Annotated in this window: 16 protein-coding genes; 8 read left to right on the forward strand and 8 right to left on the reverse strand. The window is 39.1% G+C overall.

Annotated elements, in window-relative coordinates:
• Positions 1-328 precede the first annotated feature (328 nt).
• The gene (locus tag MSVAZ_RS08685) at positions 329-1,789 is read left to right on the forward strand and encodes a WD40 repeat domain-containing protein (RefSeq protein WP_048120243.1); all 1,461 of its coding nucleotides are present in this window, start codon (positions 329-331) and stop codon (positions 1,787-1,789) included.
• Positions 1,790-1,952: 163 nt separating this feature from the next.
• Here the strand turns inward: MSVAZ_RS08685 and MSVAZ_RS08690 are convergent, their stop codons facing one another.
• The 3 genes from MSVAZ_RS08690 to MSVAZ_RS08700 all read right to left on the reverse strand — a co-directional run bounded on the left by MSVAZ_RS08690 (position 1,953) and on the right by MSVAZ_RS08700 (position 3,897).
• Positions 1,953-2,720, reverse strand: a complete 768-nt coding sequence (locus tag MSVAZ_RS08690) for a CDGSH iron-sulfur domain-containing protein (RefSeq protein ID WP_157206054.1) — start codon at positions 2,718-2,720, stop codon at positions 1,953-1,955.
• A 199-nt stretch (positions 2,721-2,919) separates the two neighbouring features.
• Positions 2,920-3,333 carry a pyridoxamine 5'-phosphate oxidase family protein gene (locus tag MSVAZ_RS08695; protein ID WP_048120245.1) on the reverse strand — a complete coding sequence of 138 codons (414 nt, stop codon included), beginning with the start codon at positions 3,331-3,333 and terminating at the stop codon, positions 2,920-2,922.
• A gap of 291 nt (positions 3,334-3,624) precedes the next feature.
• On the reverse strand, positions 3,625-3,897 hold the full coding sequence (locus tag MSVAZ_RS08700; RefSeq protein ID WP_048120247.1) for a hypothetical protein: 273 nt from the start codon (positions 3,895-3,897) through the stop codon (positions 3,625-3,627).
• Between the two features lie 316 nt (positions 3,898-4,213).
• Between MSVAZ_RS08700 and MSVAZ_RS08705 the strand changes: the two genes are divergently transcribed.
• The 4 genes from MSVAZ_RS08705 (at position 4,214) to MSVAZ_RS08720 (ending at position 8,260) form a co-directional block, all read left to right on the forward strand.
• Complete coding sequence (locus tag MSVAZ_RS08705) at positions 4,214-4,900, forward strand: LolA family protein (RefSeq protein WP_052727930.1); 687 nt, start codon at positions 4,214-4,216, stop codon at positions 4,898-4,900.
• Between the two features lie 54 nt (positions 4,901-4,954).
• Complete coding sequence (dinB, locus tag MSVAZ_RS08710; protein WP_048120249.1) at positions 4,955-6,058, forward strand: DNA polymerase IV; 1,104 nt, start codon at positions 4,955-4,957, stop codon at positions 6,056-6,058.
• Positions 6,059-6,324: 266 nt separating this feature from the next.
• Complete coding sequence (locus tag MSVAZ_RS08715) at positions 6,325-7,347, forward strand: AI-2E family transporter (RefSeq protein WP_232316265.1); 1,023 nt, start codon at positions 6,325-6,327, stop codon at positions 7,345-7,347.
• Between the two features lie 4 nt (positions 7,348-7,351).
• On the forward strand, positions 7,352-8,260 hold the full coding sequence (locus MSVAZ_RS08720) for an MBL fold metallo-hydrolase (RefSeq protein WP_048120253.1): 909 nt from the start codon (positions 7,352-7,354) through the stop codon (positions 8,258-8,260).
• 167 nt (positions 8,261-8,427) lie between these two features.
• Here the strand turns inward: MSVAZ_RS08720 and MSVAZ_RS08725 are convergent, their stop codons facing one another.
• The 3 genes from MSVAZ_RS08725 to MSVAZ_RS08735 form a co-directional block, all read right to left on the reverse strand.
• Entirely contained in the window at positions 8,428-9,231 is an 804-nt protein-coding gene (locus MSVAZ_RS08725; RefSeq protein ID WP_048120256.1) for a helix-turn-helix transcriptional regulator, read from the reverse strand.
• Positions 9,232-9,963: 732 nt separating this feature from the next.
• On the reverse strand, positions 9,964-10,890 hold the full coding sequence (locus tag MSVAZ_RS08730; RefSeq protein ID WP_048120258.1) for a hypothetical protein: 927 nt from the start codon (positions 10,888-10,890) through the stop codon (positions 9,964-9,966).
• 957 nt (positions 10,891-11,847) lie between these two features.
• Positions 11,848-12,459, reverse strand: a complete 612-nt coding sequence (locus tag MSVAZ_RS08735; RefSeq protein WP_048120259.1) for a superoxide dismutase — start codon at positions 12,457-12,459, stop codon at positions 11,848-11,850.
• Positions 12,460-13,271: 812 nt separating this feature from the next.
• On the opposite strand from MSVAZ_RS08735, the gene MSVAZ_RS08740 reads away from it, so the two are divergent.
• Both MSVAZ_RS08740 and MSVAZ_RS08745 read left to right on the forward strand, forming a co-directional pair.
• On the forward strand, positions 13,272-13,712 hold the full coding sequence (locus MSVAZ_RS08740; protein ID WP_048120261.1) for an ester cyclase: 441 nt from the start codon (positions 13,272-13,274) through the stop codon (positions 13,710-13,712).
• Positions 13,713-13,877: 165 nt separating this feature from the next.
• A complete protein-coding gene (locus MSVAZ_RS08745) occupies positions 13,878-14,930 on the forward strand; it encodes a metal-dependent hydrolase (protein WP_048120262.1) in 1,053 nt (350 codons plus the stop codon).
• 468 nt (positions 14,931-15,398) lie between these two features.
• On the opposite strand, the gene MSVAZ_RS08750 is transcribed toward MSVAZ_RS08745, so the two are convergent.
• Positions 15,399-15,821, reverse strand: coding sequence for a secondary thiamine-phosphate synthase enzyme YjbQ (locus tag MSVAZ_RS08750; RefSeq protein ID WP_048120263.1), 423 nt, complete (start codon positions 15,819-15,821; stop codon positions 15,399-15,401).
• 161 nt (positions 15,822-15,982) lie between these two features.
• On the reverse strand, positions 15,983-16,498 hold the full coding sequence (locus MSVAZ_RS08755) for a hypothetical protein (protein WP_048120266.1): 516 nt from the start codon (positions 16,496-16,498) through the stop codon (positions 15,983-15,985).
• 919 nt (positions 16,499-17,417) lie between these two features.
• On the opposite strand from MSVAZ_RS08755, the gene MSVAZ_RS08760 reads away from it, so the two are divergent.
• Complete coding sequence (locus MSVAZ_RS08760; RefSeq protein ID WP_048120268.1) at positions 17,418-18,059, forward strand: HAD family hydrolase; 642 nt, start codon at positions 17,418-17,420, stop codon at positions 18,057-18,059.
• Positions 18,060-18,205: the final 146 nt, after the last annotated feature.

Below are 18,205 nucleotides of genomic sequence, written 5' to 3' on the forward strand. Positions count from 1 at the left end.
ACTCCAACTTTGAATTTGTTTCTTTTACTTAATCATTCCACAATACCAAAATGGAATTGGAATTTATTCAACGTTTAACCTTTTGTATCGCAGGCTGTTGTATTATGAATTAGACTTCCAAATGATTTTGAGTCTGCGAAATCATTTCAGGATACAACAAAATCTAAAATATGTCAGTTTATTATATAAGATCAGTTAAATAATAATATGACACCATCCGTTATAAAATGATGTTCTGTTTTCTATAGTGACGTTCTTTTTCCCTTTATCTAATTGTGAACTCTTACAAAAAATTCATGTGGAATAAACTCCTAAACTATACATTACTATGAGACAGTTAGCGGGAATATGGTTATTTATAGTACTGGGTCTGCTTTTCGGCCTGTTTGTAGATTTGGGGGCTGCAGATCCTGTTGCCTCGGGCGGGGACGTAAATATTTCAGAACTCAGAGCTTTTGACCTGCTCTGCAGATGTGAAACAGGATGTATAGTTAATACGGTTTCTCTTTCTTCTGACGGAAATTATCTTGCAGTTGGGGATTTTAATCATAATGTTTCTCTTTTTAATTTCGAGGGGAAGAAACTCTGGAATTATACTACTGGAGATATTGTTTACACTGTATCGATCTCTCCCGATGGAACTGGCGTAGCTGCAGGAAGCAATGATAAGAAGGTATACTTTTTTAACAGGGAAGGGAAAGTGCTATGGAGTTACAAAACCGGGGGCAACGTGAATTGTGTTGTGATCTCTTCCGATGGTTCATATGTAGCAGCAGGCAGTGACGACGGCAAGATTTACTTCTTTAATAAAGAAGGCAAGCTGTTATGGAATTTCGATTCCGGGGCTTCCGTCCGCAGTATAGCCCTCTCCAGAGAAGGCCCTTACGTTACAGCCGGAGGTTCTAATTATTGCATTTATCTCTTTGACAAAGAAGGGAATAAAATCTGGGAACGAAGGACAGGTAGTGTAATCAATTGTGTATGCATTACTCCACAGGCCCATTATGTGGCTGCCGGAGGGTCCAATTATAATGTATATTTCCTTAACCAGAAAGGAGATTTTTCCTGGATACACAACCCTGCTTACTGGATCAGCAGCGTTTCCCTGACAAACAACGGTTCATATCTGGCAGCAGGAAGTTTTGACGATAAAGTATATCTGTTTAACAGCACAGGCACAAAACTCTGGGATTATAAGGTAAAAGATGATGTCTACAGTGTTGCAATTTCGCCGGATTCATCATTCATTGCAGCCGGAAGCTGGGACGATACGCTTTATGTCCTCGATCTCGATGGGAAGGAATTCTGGAACTACAGTTGCGGAGGAAATATTAATGACGTGTCCATTTCTCGCGATAGCTCGGCCCTTGCTGCAGCGAGTGATAACGGAGCAACATATCTTTTTGAGCGAAATTCCACGGTTTTTGCACGGCTCTTTAAAGATTCGCGTTTCCTTTCAGGAGACGGGCTCGGACTGCCTTTAAAAGAAGGTACGGCAGTAACGGGAGGCATTGAAAATGTAGTTGAGATTGCTTCAGCCTCTTCAGGTAAAGTGCCAGGTGATACAAAAAGTGAAAATGATCATGCTACGGAGAGTTCAGCTTCTACAGAAAGTTCATCAAGGCTTCAGGGACTACTTAATTTCTTTAAATATCCAATATTCCTTTTACTGGCAGTTTTAATAGTGGCGATCTACCTGAAAAACCGAGCCTTTAAAAAACGGGCAAGAGAAGAAACTACGGAAGACTTTGAGAACCTTGATGATGAAAAACACAGGCCTGAAAACTAATAAGAAAATTCGGAAATCTGAAATTTCAGCTCTGGAGGCTTAAACTTCCAGTTCTGCAGATTTAAGTTATGGAATTTGAATTCATTTGGGCTCGGTTAGGGAACAAAAACTAAGAATAGTTTTGAGACAGCCTGTTGACATCTCTTCATTTTCATCCATTTTCTCAATCTTTCTCAATCTCCGCATGGCTCCCATCGCAGAACGGTTTATTTCTGGATTTCCCGCACCTGCAGAGAGTGACCCTGTTTCTGATCTCGTACTGTTTGCCGTCGGCATATTTTATCGGGATGCCCCCACGTACCCATAGAGGACCGTGCTCGCCCTGGTGAAGCCCTTCCACAACAACAATCGATTTTTCAAGCTCAGGATCAATCGTTTTTCCTGTGGCATTGTCAATAATTACCAACCTGCCTGAAGGGCAGTTACTTGCTTCTTCTATAGCAATGTCTCGAGCTTCCGAGTTTTCGGGTTGCTGGACAAGGTTCCATATTTTCCCTGCCTGTGTGCAAAATCCTGCATGGACACATAGATGCTTATTGTCAATAAGAGTCAGCAAAGAGCCAGTGATAACATTAGTTTCACTAAAGGGCGCAAAGTCTCCTGACTCGGTTCCGTCAAAGTGGATCTTTGAATGTGTCCCATCACAGAAAGGCTTATTCCCTGACTGGCCACATCGGCACAGAGCATACCGGTTCCTTATAGGGTATTTCTTGACTTCACGCCATATTAGACGTTCAGTGTCTTCATCTTTACAAATTTCCCAGGTCATAAGAGGAACTCTACCTGTCACCATATATGGACCGTTCTTAAACACAGTGATCTTCATGGAGTCATTGAGTAAATTTGATTTTTTTTCCATTTCTTCGACCATCTTGCAGCCTCCTATGTGTCTCAGTTTCTCACAATTTTCTATGGCAGAATCACCAATCATTTTCAATATTTTCAAAAAAAGATTGTGAAGATTTATCATCTTCATGACAAGAAAATCATAAACTTATGGATTGGCTAAATTATGGATTGGCTAAATTATGGATTGGCTAAATTATGGATTGGCTAAATTATGGATTGGCTAAATTATGGATTGGCTAAATTATGGATTGACTAAATTATGGATTAAGCTTTAAGCGGGATCAAAGCAGTTTCTGTCCTGGCTCTGCCCCAGCCCCGGGTTTGCACTCATAAACATCAGTAATTTTCATAACTGCAAGGGCTTTTGCAGGGAACCTGTCTCCTTTGCTCTTGACCATTTTATACATTTTCTCGTAATCTTCCCCTTCAGTCTTAATCTCAATATCTCCTTTTATCTGGTAGCAGCTTTTGATTTCCGGGCCCCATACATAGATCGCTCCCCTGGGGTTTTCATCAAGATTGTTGCGAGTTTTATTAAAATAGTTGTCTGCGATCCAGATTGTTTCTCCATCTTCCTGTAGGTCACACATGCCTATTGGTATGACATTTGGTTCTCCACCTTTAGATGCAGTTGCAAATGGAAAAATTTTCATCTTTGCAAAGTCTTCCTTCATTTCATCAGTTAACTTCACCATTTATTTCACCCCTTATTGAATTGGTTTTTATTAATATGGTTACAATCCTTATATAACTTTGAAGGTCTCAAATATATAAAAAGTCCCGGTGATTTTTGTTCCTTTTTTGTGGCTATAAGAAAGCGTACTGGAAGGCATAGAAATATCTGCCGGACTCGACAATCTGAGGTCACCTAATCTCAGCTATTGTCATATTTGATAAACAATCCCCACACCCCTTTAACCTCAATCTTTTTTATCGTTTTTAATCTTGAGGATTATTGTATCCTCTTCAAATTGAGTGGAAGTCCCTCAATTTCCGCTCAATGAACTTTTTTCACTGATGAGTTGAGCCAGAGGGGCCATAGATGGTATCTCGAATTTGTTGGCGACTCTATCACATATGTACTGATATGCATTTACACCCAGTTTCTTTGCTGTCTGAACAATCGTCATAAATGTGTCATTTGTTTTTGTTCCTTCCTCTGTTATGGTCTGAAGGCTCACATCCTTTTTTCTGACCTTTGCTCTCGACGCCAGTTTCGCTGCATTGTTATGCAGTGGACTCTCTGGAAAAATCAGCACCTTTAACAGCTATTCCTTGTTCTCCTTCGTTTTGGTGATTCTTTCATCCAGCTGTTCATATCTTGTTTAGAAATATTCAAAAAATAACTTCATGTTTTTACATTGGAAATTGCTTTATAACTTCACTTCCACAAATAATCATCAAATACAATTTTCATTTTTTCCTTGAAGGTCTCACTTTTTAGCCGCAATCTTGTGCCGGGCAAAGAAGGCACCGAGGTGATGTCAGGTCTGTCTCTGGATAATGTCAGCCAGTAGCAGCAGTGTCACCCTGTGAATACGAATTCAACGAACAAAAATAAAGAGGATGAGTAAAGTGAAAATAAAGAAAATATTCAAGTCAATGCTCCTGTTAATTTTCATAACTCTGGCTCTTTTTACTTCAGGCTGCACGGAAAAAAACCTGAGTGCCGAAGATATTGCAACCCAGATGCTGGAGAAACAGGACAGCATTCAAGATTATTCGTATACAATGCATTCTACTTACTACACCGGGGAAAAGGCCATAGAAACCGAATTTAAAACCATATACAAGAAACCTCATATGATTAAGAACTTTATACAGGAACCAGGAAAAGAGGAAGAGACGCTTGTACTTTCAGATGGAGAATTCCGGTGGACCTATACCCCCGGCACAAATACAGTAATGAAAACAAAGCTCCCCAAAACTTCTGAACTAACTAAAAGTGACTATCTGACCCTAATAGGAATTACCCTTAATGATACGAATGTCTCTTTACTGGGAGTTGAGAAACTTGACAATAGGGAAACGTATCTGCTGAAAACAAGTCCTAAAGAAACCGGAGAAAGTGCTGCACAATACTATACAAAAGTCTGGGTAGATAAAGAAACATGGATGCCTCTTAAGTACGAGATGTACGACAGTAGTGGAAACCTGACAGCAAAAGTCGAAATATGGGATCTTAAGGTTAATTCCGGAATTCCAGATTCTGAATTTGTGTTCAATATTCCTGATGGCGCTGAAATAAAAACAACAGGTTAATACTTTCACTCGACTTCCTCAAACCTTTTTTATATTTTTTTCTATCTAAGAGTAATGCCTATTTCCATTTCGAAAATAAATCCCCCTGAAAGGCGAATTACCTTCCACGCAGATATGGACAGTTTCTTTGCGTCTGTTGAGGTAAGAGAGAGGCCAGAACTAAAAGGTCTGCCTGTAGTTGTGGGATCTGACCCAAAAGGAGGCTCAGGAAGGGGAGTTGTAAGCACTTGCTCGTACGAGGCGCGGAAATACGGAATTCACTCCGCAATGCCCATTTCACAGGCTTACAGGCTCTGTCCGAATGCGTTTTTTCTGCCTGTGAACATGAAACTCTACGCAGGCGTTTCGGAAAAAATAATGGAACTTTTGAAAGGATTTGCAGACAGGTTCCAGCAGGTCAGCGTGGATGAAGCCTATCTTGTACCAGGGCCCGAGATCACGAGTTTTGAAGAGGCTGCCCTTTACGCTCTCAGGATCAAGGATGAAGTACAGAAACAGGAAGGAATTACCTGTTCAGTCGGAGTCGGGCCGAATAAGTTAATCGCAAAAATCGCGTCTGGTTTCCAGAAGCCTGATGGGCTTACCGTTGTCAGGCCCGAAGAGGTGAGGAAATTTCTTTTTCCGCTGCCGGTTTCAAAAATTCCCGGAATAGGAGAAAAAACGGCTGATACACTGAAATCGATGGGCTTAAACAGGGTAGAAGAACTTGCAACCTGTGATGTACAGCTTCTTTCTGAAAAGTTCGGAAAAATGGGACTTCGCATGAAGCAACTGGCAAACGGACTTGATTTTGGGGAGGTTCGGGAAAAGGAAAGTGTAAAATCAATCAGCAGGCACGGAACTTTTGCTGAAGACACCAGCGACCCTGTAAAAATCGCCTGTTCTCTTGACCTGCTTGCTGAAAGTGTGCATAAATCCCTTCTCAAAAACAGGTTCCTTTTCAAAACCGTAACCCTTACCGTGCGGTTTGAGGATTTCTCTACCTATACACGCTCAAAAACCATCCCTATCTGGACTTCGGACATCTTTGTGATCAAAAGGACATCCATGCAGCTTCTTTCCGAATTTATAGGGAATCAAAAACTCAGGCTAGTAGGCATAGGAGTCACCAAACTCCGCGAAAGGGACGAAAAGCAAACCCTGATAACGGATTTTTGATAACTTTGAATATTTTTAGTTCAATCTCAAGCCTTTTGAAAAAAGGCTTGAGCGAAAAACCCAAGCAACGACAGGTCGGCGTGATCAACCGGCGCAACGGTTGATCGAAAACTCCTGGCAACGTTTTAATTTGAGTTCCTTATCCCCGCACCCTATCGGCGTGATCAACCGGCGCAACGGTTGCGGGCCAACGGTTTATTTGGAACAGTCGTAATTATATTTTAATAATAGAAAGCCAATTAAGTTTGATGAAAAAAGCTGTAAAGATGACTTTGGCCCTTCTCATAATTGTTGTTCTGACTGTGCTTATTGCTTATGCTACACTTCCTTTTTTAAATTATATTTTTGGGGCCCTGATCCTTTTCGTTATATTTCGTCCTTTATATCATTTTCTCGTAAGAAAACTAAGGCTCCAGAAGCAATTAGCAGCCATACTTGTAATAATAATTTCTATCTTTGTTGTACTGGTCCCTCTTTACTTTCTTTTGAATACAGTCATCGACGAAATTGAACAGCTTTTAGTTAATCAGGCATCTATTCTCACGTCTATTGAGGCTGGAGGCCACTTTTTAACTGATTCTCTCTCAAGGTTGAATATTCCTGTAGATATATTCCAGAAAAAAATTGAAGAAAAAGCAATGGAACTTGCTTCGCGGGCCGTTAATTACACAAGCCTGTTCATTGTGGGGTCAATCCAGAGTATAAGCCAGCAGTCCATCGGGCTATTGATAATGTACTTCATGCTCTATTACCTCTTTACTGGAGAAGACTCGGATTTTATGCGTCAAGTCTCTGTTGCAGTTCCTTTCAATGAAGAAAATACAGCCACTCTTCTGGATGAATTCCGGAGAATGGTTCGGACGACTCTTATCGCCAGCGGGGCAGTTGCTCTTGTCCAGGGTGGAATTCTGACTATAGTATTTGTTATCTTTAATATCCAGGGAGCTTTCCTCTGGGGCTTCATTGCAGCAATTCTATCCTTCTTGCCTGTTGTCGGAGCGCCTGTTGTCTGGGTTCCTGCAACTATTGTCCAGTTTTTCCAGGAAGACTATACTGCAGCGCTTGCTATACTTGCAGCCGGGATTTTTATAAGTGTTATTGACAACTTCCTCAGGCCCATTATCCAGAAAAGAGTTGGAGAAATCCATCCATTTCTGTCCCTGCTTGGGGTTGTTATAGGAGTATCCCTTTTCGGACTGTTAGGAATCGTTATAGGCCCCCTCTTGCTCTCCTACTTTGTTCTGACCGTACAGATGTTTTCCAGAGAATACCTTTCTGGAAAGGAGTGAAAATGTGCAGATCGAAATACTCGGGTGTGAGTCTTTTGGAGCAAGATCTCTTGCCTGCGTTGTAAAGACGGACGATAGGACGATCCTGATCGATCCCGGAGTTGCGCTTGCACGCTTACGTTCAGGCCTGCTTCCCCACCCAATAGAAGTTGCTGCTGCTTTCAGGATAAGAGAAAAAGTTCTTTCTGCATTTGGGCAGGCGACAGATGTTGTTATCAGCCATTTTCACGGTGACCATATGCCAATGAGGGCTGAAGATCCGTATCAGCTCCCGATGGAATCCCTCCCTTCGCTTGACGGGATAAACTTCTGGTGCAAAGGCCCGGAAAAAATCTCAGGTCTGTCTTCAAAGCGGAGGCGTGAACTTTCGGATTTTCTGGGTTTTCCTCTCCCGGCTTCGGAAGGCGTGAAGTCTGGCAATATGGAATTTTCTTCTCCTGTTCCTCATGGTGCCAGAGAAAAAGGCTTCGGGACTGTAATGATGACCCGGATCTGCGAGGGAGATGATGTTTTTGTCCATAGTTCTGACATCCAGCTTCTGGACAGGGAAACCGTCCTTAAGGTGCTTGCCTGGGAACCTACAATTGTTTTTGCCTCAGGCCCTCCTCTTTATCTTTCACACCGCGTTCCTGAGGCAGGAAAACAGGCCTTGGAAAATGCTCTCCTTCTAGCCAGGCGTGTTGATACTCTGATTCTGGACCACCATTTGCTCAGGTCTTTTGAAGGGTACAACTGGTTAAAAGAACTGGATGGAATGGTTGAAACCCGCGTCCTCTGTGCTGCAGAGTTTATGGGAAAGACCCCGAATCTTCTTGAGGCTCAGAGGAAAAACCTTTATGAAAAAATGCCCGTACCTCCGGGCTGGCACGAAGAATATTCAAAAGGTAAAGCAGGTTTTGAAGAATATCTCTGAAAGGCGGCTGGAAGAAATAGAAACACCCCTTTTTCCCTGGAGCATATAGGCTCACAGGTTGGTTTTTAAAATTCCAATTTTATTCGGTCAGGGGACGCCGGTATAATTATTGATATTCTGCATTGGATGCGATTGTCTATATTACACGTGGGTGTAATTGTCTATATTTACGCTTGGGTGTAATTGTCTATATTCTTAATTTGTTCAGAGTGCTGTTCATAGTAGTCATAGAGTTCTTTTCCCCAGGCCAGAGCTCCTGGCTCAAAGCAGATCACATATTTTCGGTCAAAGACCGTGCTTTTCGGGAAAAGGGCCAATGCCATAAAATTATCCGCGGCTACAACCGCAGATATCCTTTCGCAGTCCGTGCAGACAAAAAGTTTAGCATTTTCCTTTTTCAGGTATTGTTCGGTCTGTTCCCTGTAATCTTCGATCCATCTTTTCAGGATGGACTCGGGGAGTAACAGCGATATAGGGATTCCTTTTTCGGCAATTTCCAGGTAAAAAGAAGGGAAAAGCGGGTGGAAATATGAAATTGCAACCCTTAGCTCTTTTGCCATCCGGACATTTCTGACGTATTCCGGGATCATCTCAAACATATAGTCTACCTGAGGTTCGATTATAGTGCAGTGCCCAAGCTCGCAAATTCTTTGCAGGAGAAAAGGTGGAATCTCATTCACTTCCCTTTCTGCCCAGTAATTCGCGTTCTCTTCTAGAACAGCAAGCGTGTCCACAAGAGGCTTCATCTTCTCAACCACAACTCTGCCTATCTCGCTAAGCTTATAGAGGTTTTTTTCCTGGACTATCAGGTGCTGCTCTTTGAGCTTTTTTACCTGGGGCTGGACTGCGGTTGCACTGGCACTGAGAGCTTTTTTTATTGTTTCAATATCCTTTGGTCCTTCAAGCAGAAGAAGCAGTACATTCTTTCTTTTTTCAGAGAGGAGGATCAGATCGAGTAGATTGTTTTCCATATTATGCACCTTGACCGACTGCCTGCAGGCTTGTAAATGTATAGATGTTTCGTAAATTAGAAGAAGATTCGCAATAAGGAATCTTCACACTAAAAACTGGATTATACTAATGTTAGCATGAAAATGCTGCCATCTGCAAACATTTTCATTGTTTGTGCATGTTATTCAAAGAGTATCATGTTCGTTTAGCATGAAAATACTGCCATCTGCAAGCATTTTCATTGTTTGTGCATGTTATTCAAAGAGTATCATGTTCGTTTTCTATAAAGTTCGTTTTCTATAAAGTTCGTTTTCTATAAAATTTGAAAATTTATAGTTAATATATTTTTCTCTTAAATTTATGAACGTAGTGCATTTTTATCCATTTTTTTCCAAGTAAGTGCTTTTTTCCTGAGAAAAACTCAACTCAGAAACTCAATTTCAAAATGCATATTTGTTCAACGAATTATGTTTATTGAGGTGAAACTCCCAAATCGAGCTACCCAAATTTCACTCTGGAACTTAGAGATCAGGTTAATGGATTCCAGAAACCATTGATAATAATCCCATAAAATTTGGAAACCAAATAATTAGCATGAAAATGCTGCCATCTGCAAGCATTTTCATTGGCTGTGCATGTTATTCAAAGAATATCATGTTTGTTTTTTAAGGAATTAGTTTGCTGCGAAGAATAGATATTTGTCATTAAGAGATACTGTTAATATGAATTAATATGAATTACTTTTTAAACTTTCAGAACAGTTTCGCTGAGCCGTCATTATAGGCTTTATAGTACTTACTATAGTACACATTGTCCAGCCAATATGATTTACTTCCGGTTCCAAAAAATTTAGCAACTTTGGTTTCTGCGTTTTCATATCCATCTACTTGATGTCCAGGAATAATGAGAACACTGTCATCGTGGTGGGCATTTGAAACGACGTTTCCATTTGGTAGTTTCCAGAGCCGTAAATGATAGCCACCGAGAAGTCTGTATTTATTGTCTGCCATTCCGTCTCCAGCAACCCAATTTCCATTAGGATATGATATATAATGAGTGTATTCTACGGGATTGTCAATCCATTTTTTCTTAAGGATCGTATTTTTAACTGTCTTTAGACTTTTCTGTTTCCATATTAAATTTATGGGGTCTGCCACTACGTAATAAGTATTCTGTCCCGAGGTAATCTTTGAGAAAGTCCATTGGGGGTAGGAAATAGAGGCTAAAGAAGAACTGTTCCACCACTCAAAAGGATCATTGCTAGTTGTAATCACTACAGATTTTTGGGTTACAAATTCTTTCTTATCTCCTGGTTTCAGTTTCAAACTATCGCTTTTTGTACTAAGAGCGATCTCTTTTCCGTCAGAGACTGGAAAAGTCTGAGATCTTGTTAGTTCATTTTCCTTAAATTTAGACTTAAGTCCTATTCCCGAATAAGTTTCAGTGATTTTGAGTGTGCCATCTGTTTTATAATCATAAACCGTTGTCACTTCAACTTCCATGGTATGAGACTGTTGCCATTCACTCCATTGTAAATCATCAACAGATTTCTGTTCACTCTCTTCTTTCTCTGTGACTGGTTCTTCCGAAGTGGCATTTGCCACCGGGCCAAGCACTATCCCAAAAAACAGGGCCACTAAAAGCATAACTATAAGCTTTAATCTTTTGTTCTTGTTCATTTGCTCTACTCCGGGTAATTTCATAGAGTGATATGAATAAAGAGCTAGTCTTTTATAGAAACTTGGACACGTATATAACTTTACTAATTTCTCATTTCGTATATATTTATATACTATCAATTGCAGCATTTCGAGAACTTGCAGTCCTTTTCATTGCCTGAGTCCTGTCTCGGGAAGACGGTGTCCTTTTCGCTACGCTGCACTTCGCTCAAAAGGACTGTTTTCGGGAAAGTTTCAAAATTGTATTGTCACGCACGCAGTGTGGCCTTTCAGAAAAAATTAAAAAACATGACAAGTATTTTTGTTTTTTAAAAAACATACATGATATTCTTCGAAAAATGAAGTAACTATTCAGCGTAGGAAAAACACTCTCAATAGGCATCTTCTTAAATTTAAAATGGGCAAAATTCTATTGTCCAATTTTTCATAACTGTTGTTACTGATCGCGCTTTTTGGTTTTATACAGTTGGTAATTCTATGCTTATGAAACATTAAAATCAATAGCAATAAACCTGTTTTTTGTACGCTGAATAGATGCCAATAAATTACCATTTTTCTTGTATTTTTCCTATATGGGAGAAGAGAATCAAACCATTAAAGTAATCAATACAGGTTAAAACAACACAAAGAGTCATTGTTTAAAAACCGGATTCAAGATGTATATCTAAAATATTTTTTTATAAAAATATTATTTGACTTGATGAAGTTAGTTGTTATTTGTTTCATGAAACTATATTTATAACGGAAAAATTATACTTCACGGTTGGGCGTGGAAAGGAAATGTGACAAAGTCAAGATAGAAAGCCCGTTTAAATAAGCTGGAATTGATCTCGATAAAAAACTACCCCTGAAAATAATCTGATTCCAAAAAAATAATCTGATTCCGATTACTTATTTTCCCAATAATGATAAACGTAATCGGAATAGGCGTGAAATCTTTAAAAAGCAACTTTCAAATTATTTCTGGACTTTCGCGAAGTATTTATCGATTTCTTCCCAGTCGATTATATTCCAGAATCCTTCAATGAACTTACCTCTATTGTTTTTGTAATCGACATAGTAAGCATGCTCCCACACATCGAGCGCCATGAGGATAGGGTAATCCGGAGCTATATTTACATTGTGCTTTTCGATCTGCATTATCATAAGTCTATTTGTATCATTACAGAAGGTTAAGGCTGCCCATCCGGAACCCTCAACGCTTGATGCAACCTGGGTAAACTCCTTTTTAAACCTGTCAAAACTTCCAAAGTTATCTTTGATCACCTCGGCCAGTTCACCCACGGCCTCTTTGCTCGCATTGCTCTCAGGGGTCATCTCCCACCAGAAGTAATTGTGAAGGATATGTCCACCCAGGTTGAAAGACAGGGCTTTTGCAGTTGCCTTGTAATCAAAGTCAGTTCCTTCTTTCCTTGCCTTGTCCATCATTTCTATAGCTGCATTTGCGTTAGTAACATAAGCCTGGTGGTGCTTGTCATGATGTAACTTGAGTTGTTCTTCGGAAATATAAGGTGCCAGGTCGTCATATCCATATTTCAAATCCGGTAATTTGTATAATCCTTTATCCATGTTGTTTTACCCTCTTACTGATCGCCGGTTTTGCAAAATTTGTTTGAAACTTAATCTGAAATTTAATTTGTTTGAAGCTCATGTATCGAACTCAAGCTTTAAGACTCGGTTCAATAAAACTCCATTACAAATTCTGCTAACCAGTTCTCCCCTTAACGATATTAACAGAAATCTGTCACTTAAACGATTCTGCTTAAGGCAATTCTAAGGTGAATCTAAAGTGACTCAAAGGTCACTATGCCTTTTTATCTCGTCAATTACATACTAAATTGCCGCATGACAATTCCAGATGTAAAATATAGTTATACGCCACATCTATTTAAAGGTAAAAGATGAAAACTAATAAAATATTTTTGTAATTATTCATCTGGGATTAATATTAAAATTTTGAATATTAAAATAACGATGATTATTTTCTTATGTTTCCAGTACTTAGCAAATTTATATATACCAGAACATTTCGCTACAAAATACAGAATTAAAAATTAATAAATGAAATTTTTGTTAACATTTATAGTTTCCAGTACTGGAGTACCATAAATTTTGTAAGAGAGGCAAAACTCAATTGAATTAATACAAAGCTGCAAGAATATATCTGCATTGAATTATATAATTAACAGCGGCTCAAAAACGTATTTTAAAATTAGGCTCAAAAACGTATTTTAAAGTTAATAAGTACATCCATTAGCTTCCTGTTGGGATTTTTTGGGATAATTGGTACCTAATTATGGGTTTCATTAATTGTTCTGAATCTGTAGTTTAAATTAAATTTATTGATAATCGTTTTTAGGATCTAGAGTAAATAGGGGATGATGGGAGTGACAGTAGAAGAAAACCTGCAACTGATGGTGACTCTGGATGATGCATGGAATTCACAGGACTGGGATACCTTCAAGAAACGTCATGCTGAAGAAGTTGCTGTGTACTGGCCGGGTCAACCGGAACCGACAAGAGGAAAAAATGCACATCATGAAGAAGCCGTGCAATTTTTTCAGACATTTCCGGACAACCATGTCGAGAACAGGCCGTATAAGGTGCTTTTTGGCCAGGGCGACTGGACATGTTCAGTAGCCACATTCACAGGTACCATGAAAGGACCTATGAAAGGGTCCAATGGAAAAGAAATCCAGCCTACTAATAAGAAATTCAAAGTGGAATTCTGTACAGTTGCTCACTGGAAAGATGGTGAGATCATCGAAGAGAAGCTTTTCTATGACCTTGTGGGATTGATGAAGCAGATTGGCCTGATGTGAGGAAAAAATAATCATTTATTCAAATCTACCCTGGAGTTTCTGGTATTTTCTGTTTTTGATATTTCTTCATTTTTTATTTCTCCTATTCTGGCAGATTTTTGCAAGTCCATTCAATTAAACATATATATTTTAACAGTTTTCTTCTTTAATTAAGGGAGAAAGCAAATGGTAAATACACTTTCCCACCTGGGGATCGGTCTTCTGATTGCCCTAGCCTTTGGCTTCAAAGGAAAAAAACGAAATTCTCTCGGGTTTCTGGCAATCCTTCCTGACCTGGATTTTATCCCATACATCCTGTTTGCTCTCATCAGCGGCAGTGTAAGCCACGAGACACGAAACCAGCTCTTCTACCTGCTTGGCCACAGGGAATTCCTGCACTCAATCCTCTTCATCCTGCTTGTCACACTTTTCATCTGGTTTAAAACAAAAGACCACCTGTTCACAGCAGCCGGCTTTGCAGCCATATTTTCCCACATCTACCTTGATTATGTGACAAGCTGGAAAATGCGTCCCTTCTACCCTTTCAGTACCGAGACGTCTACTCTCGGAGCTATTTATTTCTTCGATCCTCTGGCAAATATTCTTCCCCTGCTGCCCGTTTTCGTTTTAGTTATAGCATACATGAAAAGCCGCGGAAAATGGAAAGGAAAATTCAATGATTTCTGTGCCTTTGTCACGAAAAAACGGAGTAAACTCTATCCCGCGCTTTTAATTGTGCTTTTGGTATGGCTTGCAGTCCTGCCGGTGGTAAAATTATTTTTTGTGAATTATATTTCCGGCGCTGAAGGCGCAAAAATCAGCTATCAGGACACCTATCCGTCTTCTGTAGGGAAGTTTATTTCCGCGTATTCGTATAACTCCACTCATTACAGGATTATGGAAGTTAGCTACTGGTCCGGGATCGAAAGAAACAATTACATCGAAAAAGTCAACGTGATCGGCGCTGTTCCGGATGCCTCCGTGTATATTGAAAGAACCGGAAAACTTTATAGTACAGCCGTTCCTCAGGAAATCGATTATCCTGTTTACAGCGTTTCGGAAGAAAATGGCTCGGTAACTGTTACGCTGAGCGATGCAAGGGATCAGTATGTTAAATACTGGGCTTATTTCAAAGCGGTTTACAGGTTCGTTTTTGAGAAGGAAAGCGAGGAATATATTGCTTATGCAAGTGAACCGGGGGAAAGGGAGAAAAGATTGGAGAAGAATTGGTTTGAGTAAAAAACCTATAGAAACATAACAATTTTTGAATATTTTTAGGTCCTTCGTTTTTTTGTGGATAATAACCCCTAGTGCATCGACCCTTATTTTAATATATAATTAAACATTATATTAATTATATAACATTGCTTATGCCTCGTATAAGTCATCGTCCTAAATGAGGAAATTAAGATAGTGTCGAGTCAATCATCAAGGATTCAATGGCTCTGAATAATTGCAATTGATTTTATACGACATTTTGCGGTTGACTCGACAATAGTGATTATTTCCTATGTTGAAAAACCAGGTATTCAGGCAATTGGAAATGTTTAACGCTTCGTGGCTGAATATCATCGAAAGTTTTTTCAGTAAAATGGTGAGAGGCGTGTTGAGATGAATAAAAATATACTCAATAACAAAATTAAAAGAACAATTTAGTCAATATATACCCCAGTTTAACGAGATCCCTCTTTTAGAAAACAAAACTGTTTAACAGTCCCCGAGAATCTGCAGTACGATTCTTCTTACTTTTTCAATCCTGTCAAAGTTAATGTACACAATCTGTTGCCAGGTTCCAAGAGTAAGGTTTTTTTCAACAAAAGGCACTGTAAGGCTCGGACCGATAAGCATAGCTCTTAAATGCGAGCCTCCATTATAATCTCCCCAAGTTTCGTGATGGTGATAGTCCCTGTCAAGAGGAATTAGCTGATCAAGCGTTTCAGAGACGTCTTTTGAGAGATTAGGCTCAAATTCCATCGTGGTTATTGCTCCGGTTGACCCAATACAAAAGATCGTAACCGTTCCATTTCTTATTTTTGATTTTCTTATTTCTTCTGAGATTATTTTGGTAATATCAACAATTCCGCAGTCCTCTTTTCCGGTTACAGAGATATCCCTTGTTTCCACTGGCATGAAAAGATGATTGGTGAGTTGTATTGATAAATTTTTCTAAGTATCTGAGAAATCTCCTGTTAGTCTTGCTATTTTGCACTGCTTCTAAAGAGTAGAATCGATGCAAAAATCAGGAAAAAGTATGGAGATATCCATTTTTTGATTATATAACGCCAATTGCATTAACTTTCACTCTTGAAGCTAATTTGGCGACCCTGTTTTGTTTCACTGCTCGCGCTGGTTTCAGTGTTCGTTCTGGTTTCACTATTCGCGCTGGTTTCACTATTCGCGCTGGTTTCACTATTCGCGCTGGTATTAGCTTTGCTGGTTTCATTATTCTTGCTGGTTTCGAGAGCCTGGCTGTTTTCGAGAGCCTGACTGTTTTCGAGAGTCTGGCTTGTTCCATGTCCCTCTTGGCCTCCAAGGTCTAGTTGACCATCGGGGTAACCTTCATCATAACCGTGTATGTAACCTTCGTTATAGCTACTATTCTCACCTAAGCCACCTTTTACATCATAATATTTGCCATTGAAAGCAGTCTGATAGCTGTCTCGGTAGCCATCTTCGTAGCCATGCTGGTAGTCGGGAGACCTCATGCCCGACATTCTTACTCCTAGTATCAAAGTTAGTATGACAAAGACTGCCAGCAAAACTACACTCACTTTAATCCAGTTTCTATTATTCGATTCGTTTATCAATCAACTTTCCCTCGGCAGATTATTAATAATAGATATTCACACTTATTTCTCTAAATAATATTAAGTAAATAATATTAAGTAGTATTATTATGTCAATTCCGGGCAAAATCTTTTAGGTTATATACAGAAGATTTACATGTGTTTAAAGGTCTTATAAAGAGCTAGTTTGTTTTGTGTTACTTCTTAATGTGTATATTTCTTTTGATTTTATTCTCTTAACCAGCTCATTTATATCTGTTTAAATCTTATTTTTTAATATAAGTTATGAAATAAAATCATACTGGTAATTTTGATCTGGAATTCCAGGACATCAGAATATCCACCAAAAGCTTCAAATTCTGGAATTAACTCATGAAATAGCTTAATTAATTCTAATTAAATTATCCTGTATATGAATTTTTATTTTTTTGTTTAATGGTTATGACAAAAGTACTTGTAGCAAGTGCCTTTAAGAATAATATCTACCCTACATTTTATGGACTCAGTACCAAAATCCAGTGATAAACGTGAAATTGAAAATCACTAGATTTTATAATTGGTTATAATCCATTAAATACGTCCTCTCGATGGAAGTCTTTCGATATCAAATATTGAGTTTGATTGAAGAACGAATTCTTCCTGCAAGTTCATGATTTCAATCGAAAAATACAAAAATCACTAGATTTTGGACCAGAGTCATTTTATGTCTTTAATTCTAAAAATATAAGGCATGCGAATGTAAGGAGTAAATAAAAAACCTTTGTTTTTGGGCGAAAAGATATTATGCCAGTACAGCAGGACTTTATGTTGATATTGCAGGATTCGATGTCACTCTTGCAGGATTTTAGTCCACTCCTGTGGAATTTTAGTCCACTCCTGTGGAATTTTAATCCACTCCTGCAGGATTCTCTATCAACAGCAGGACTCAAGGCGGGAGAGTATGAAATATAGTACTGTTATTTTTGATTTTGATTACACATTAGCCGATGCAACGAGTGGTATTGTGTCAAGTTTCAATTATGCCTTCAGCAAGCTGGACATTCCCTGCTTTGACCGTGAAAGTATAAAAAAAACTGTTGGACTACCACTCGACAAAGCATTTATTCAGCTAACAAAGAACGAAAACGAAGTTTTGATAAATCAGTTTCTAAGCTTGTTTCGGGAAAAGGCTAACGAGGTAATGTCCAGAGATACAGTGCTGTATGCCGACACAGTAAATACTTTAGAACGATTAAAACGGAGTGGGCTCAATACAGGTATTGTAACCACAAAATATCATTTTAGAATCGATGAGACCTTAAACATGCATGGGGTCCTGGATTTAATAGATATTATTGTTGGAGGAGAGGATGTTAAAGTCCCCAAACCGTCTCCAGAAGGATTATTCCTTGCAATTGACAGCCTTAGTGAACAACTTGATAATGTGCTATATATTGGAGATAGTCTGATTGATGCTAAAACGGCCCTGGCAGCAAATGTTGATTTTGCGGCTGTGACAACAGGAACGACAATGGGAACTGAGTTTTTACAATATCCTTATGTAAAGATAGTGAAAAGTTTGTCCGAACTTTTTAATGAGTAAAGACTATTTCTTTTATTTTTGGATCAGCGTATACTTAAAATAACGTAGTCCCAACATTCAGCTGCGGATACACTGCAGACAGGAGAAGAAGAATGCAGAGTTTTGTATCAGGCGTACAAAACCTGGCTGAGAGTGTAGGTGCTCCA

Source organism: Methanosarcina vacuolata Z-761, from assembly GCF_000969905.1.
Lineage (GTDB): Archaea > Halobacteriota > Methanosarcinia > Methanosarcinales > Methanosarcinaceae > Methanosarcina > Methanosarcina vacuolata.

Excerpts from the sequence above, each read along its gene's own strand:
- MSVAZ_RS08685 (WP_048120243.1), top strand. The coding sequence starts at position 329 with ATGAGACAGTTAGCGGGAATATGGTTATTTATAGTACTGGGTCTGCTT.
- MSVAZ_RS08690 (WP_157206054.1), bottom strand. The coding sequence starts at position 2,720 with ATGATTGGTGATTCTGCCATAGAAAATTGTGAGAAACTGAGACACATA.
- MSVAZ_RS08695 (WP_048120245.1), bottom strand. The coding sequence starts at position 3,333 with ATGGTGAAGTTAACTGATGAAATGAAGGAAGACTTTGCAAAGATGAAA.
- dinB (WP_048120249.1), top strand. The coding sequence starts at position 4,955 with ATGCCTATTTCCATTTCGAAAATAAATCCCCCTGAAAGGCGAATTACC.
- MSVAZ_RS08715 (WP_232316265.1), top strand. The coding sequence starts at position 6,325 with ATGACTTTGGCCCTTCTCATAATTGTTGTTCTGACTGTGCTTATTGCT.
- MSVAZ_RS08725 (WP_048120256.1), bottom strand. The coding sequence starts at position 9,231 with ATGGAAAACAATCTACTCGATCTGATCCTCCTCTCTGAAAAAAGAAAG.
- MSVAZ_RS08730 (WP_048120258.1), bottom strand. The coding sequence starts at position 10,890 with ATGAACAAGAACAAAAGATTAAAGCTTATAGTTATGCTTTTAGTGGCC.
- MSVAZ_RS08735 (WP_048120259.1), bottom strand. The coding sequence starts at position 12,459 with ATGGATAAAGGATTATACAAATTACCGGATTTGAAATATGGATATGAC.
- MSVAZ_RS08740 (WP_048120261.1), top strand. The coding sequence starts at position 13,272 with ATGGGAGTGACAGTAGAAGAAAACCTGCAACTGATGGTGACTCTGGAT.
- MSVAZ_RS08745 (WP_048120262.1), top strand. The coding sequence starts at position 13,878 with ATGGTAAATACACTTTCCCACCTGGGGATCGGTCTTCTGATTGCCCTA.
- MSVAZ_RS08750 (WP_048120263.1), bottom strand. The coding sequence starts at position 15,821 with ATGCCAGTGGAAACAAGGGATATCTCTGTAACCGGAAAAGAGGACTGC.
- MSVAZ_RS08760 (WP_048120268.1), top strand. The coding sequence starts at position 17,418 with ATGAAATATAGTACTGTTATTTTTGATTTTGATTACACATTAGCCGAT.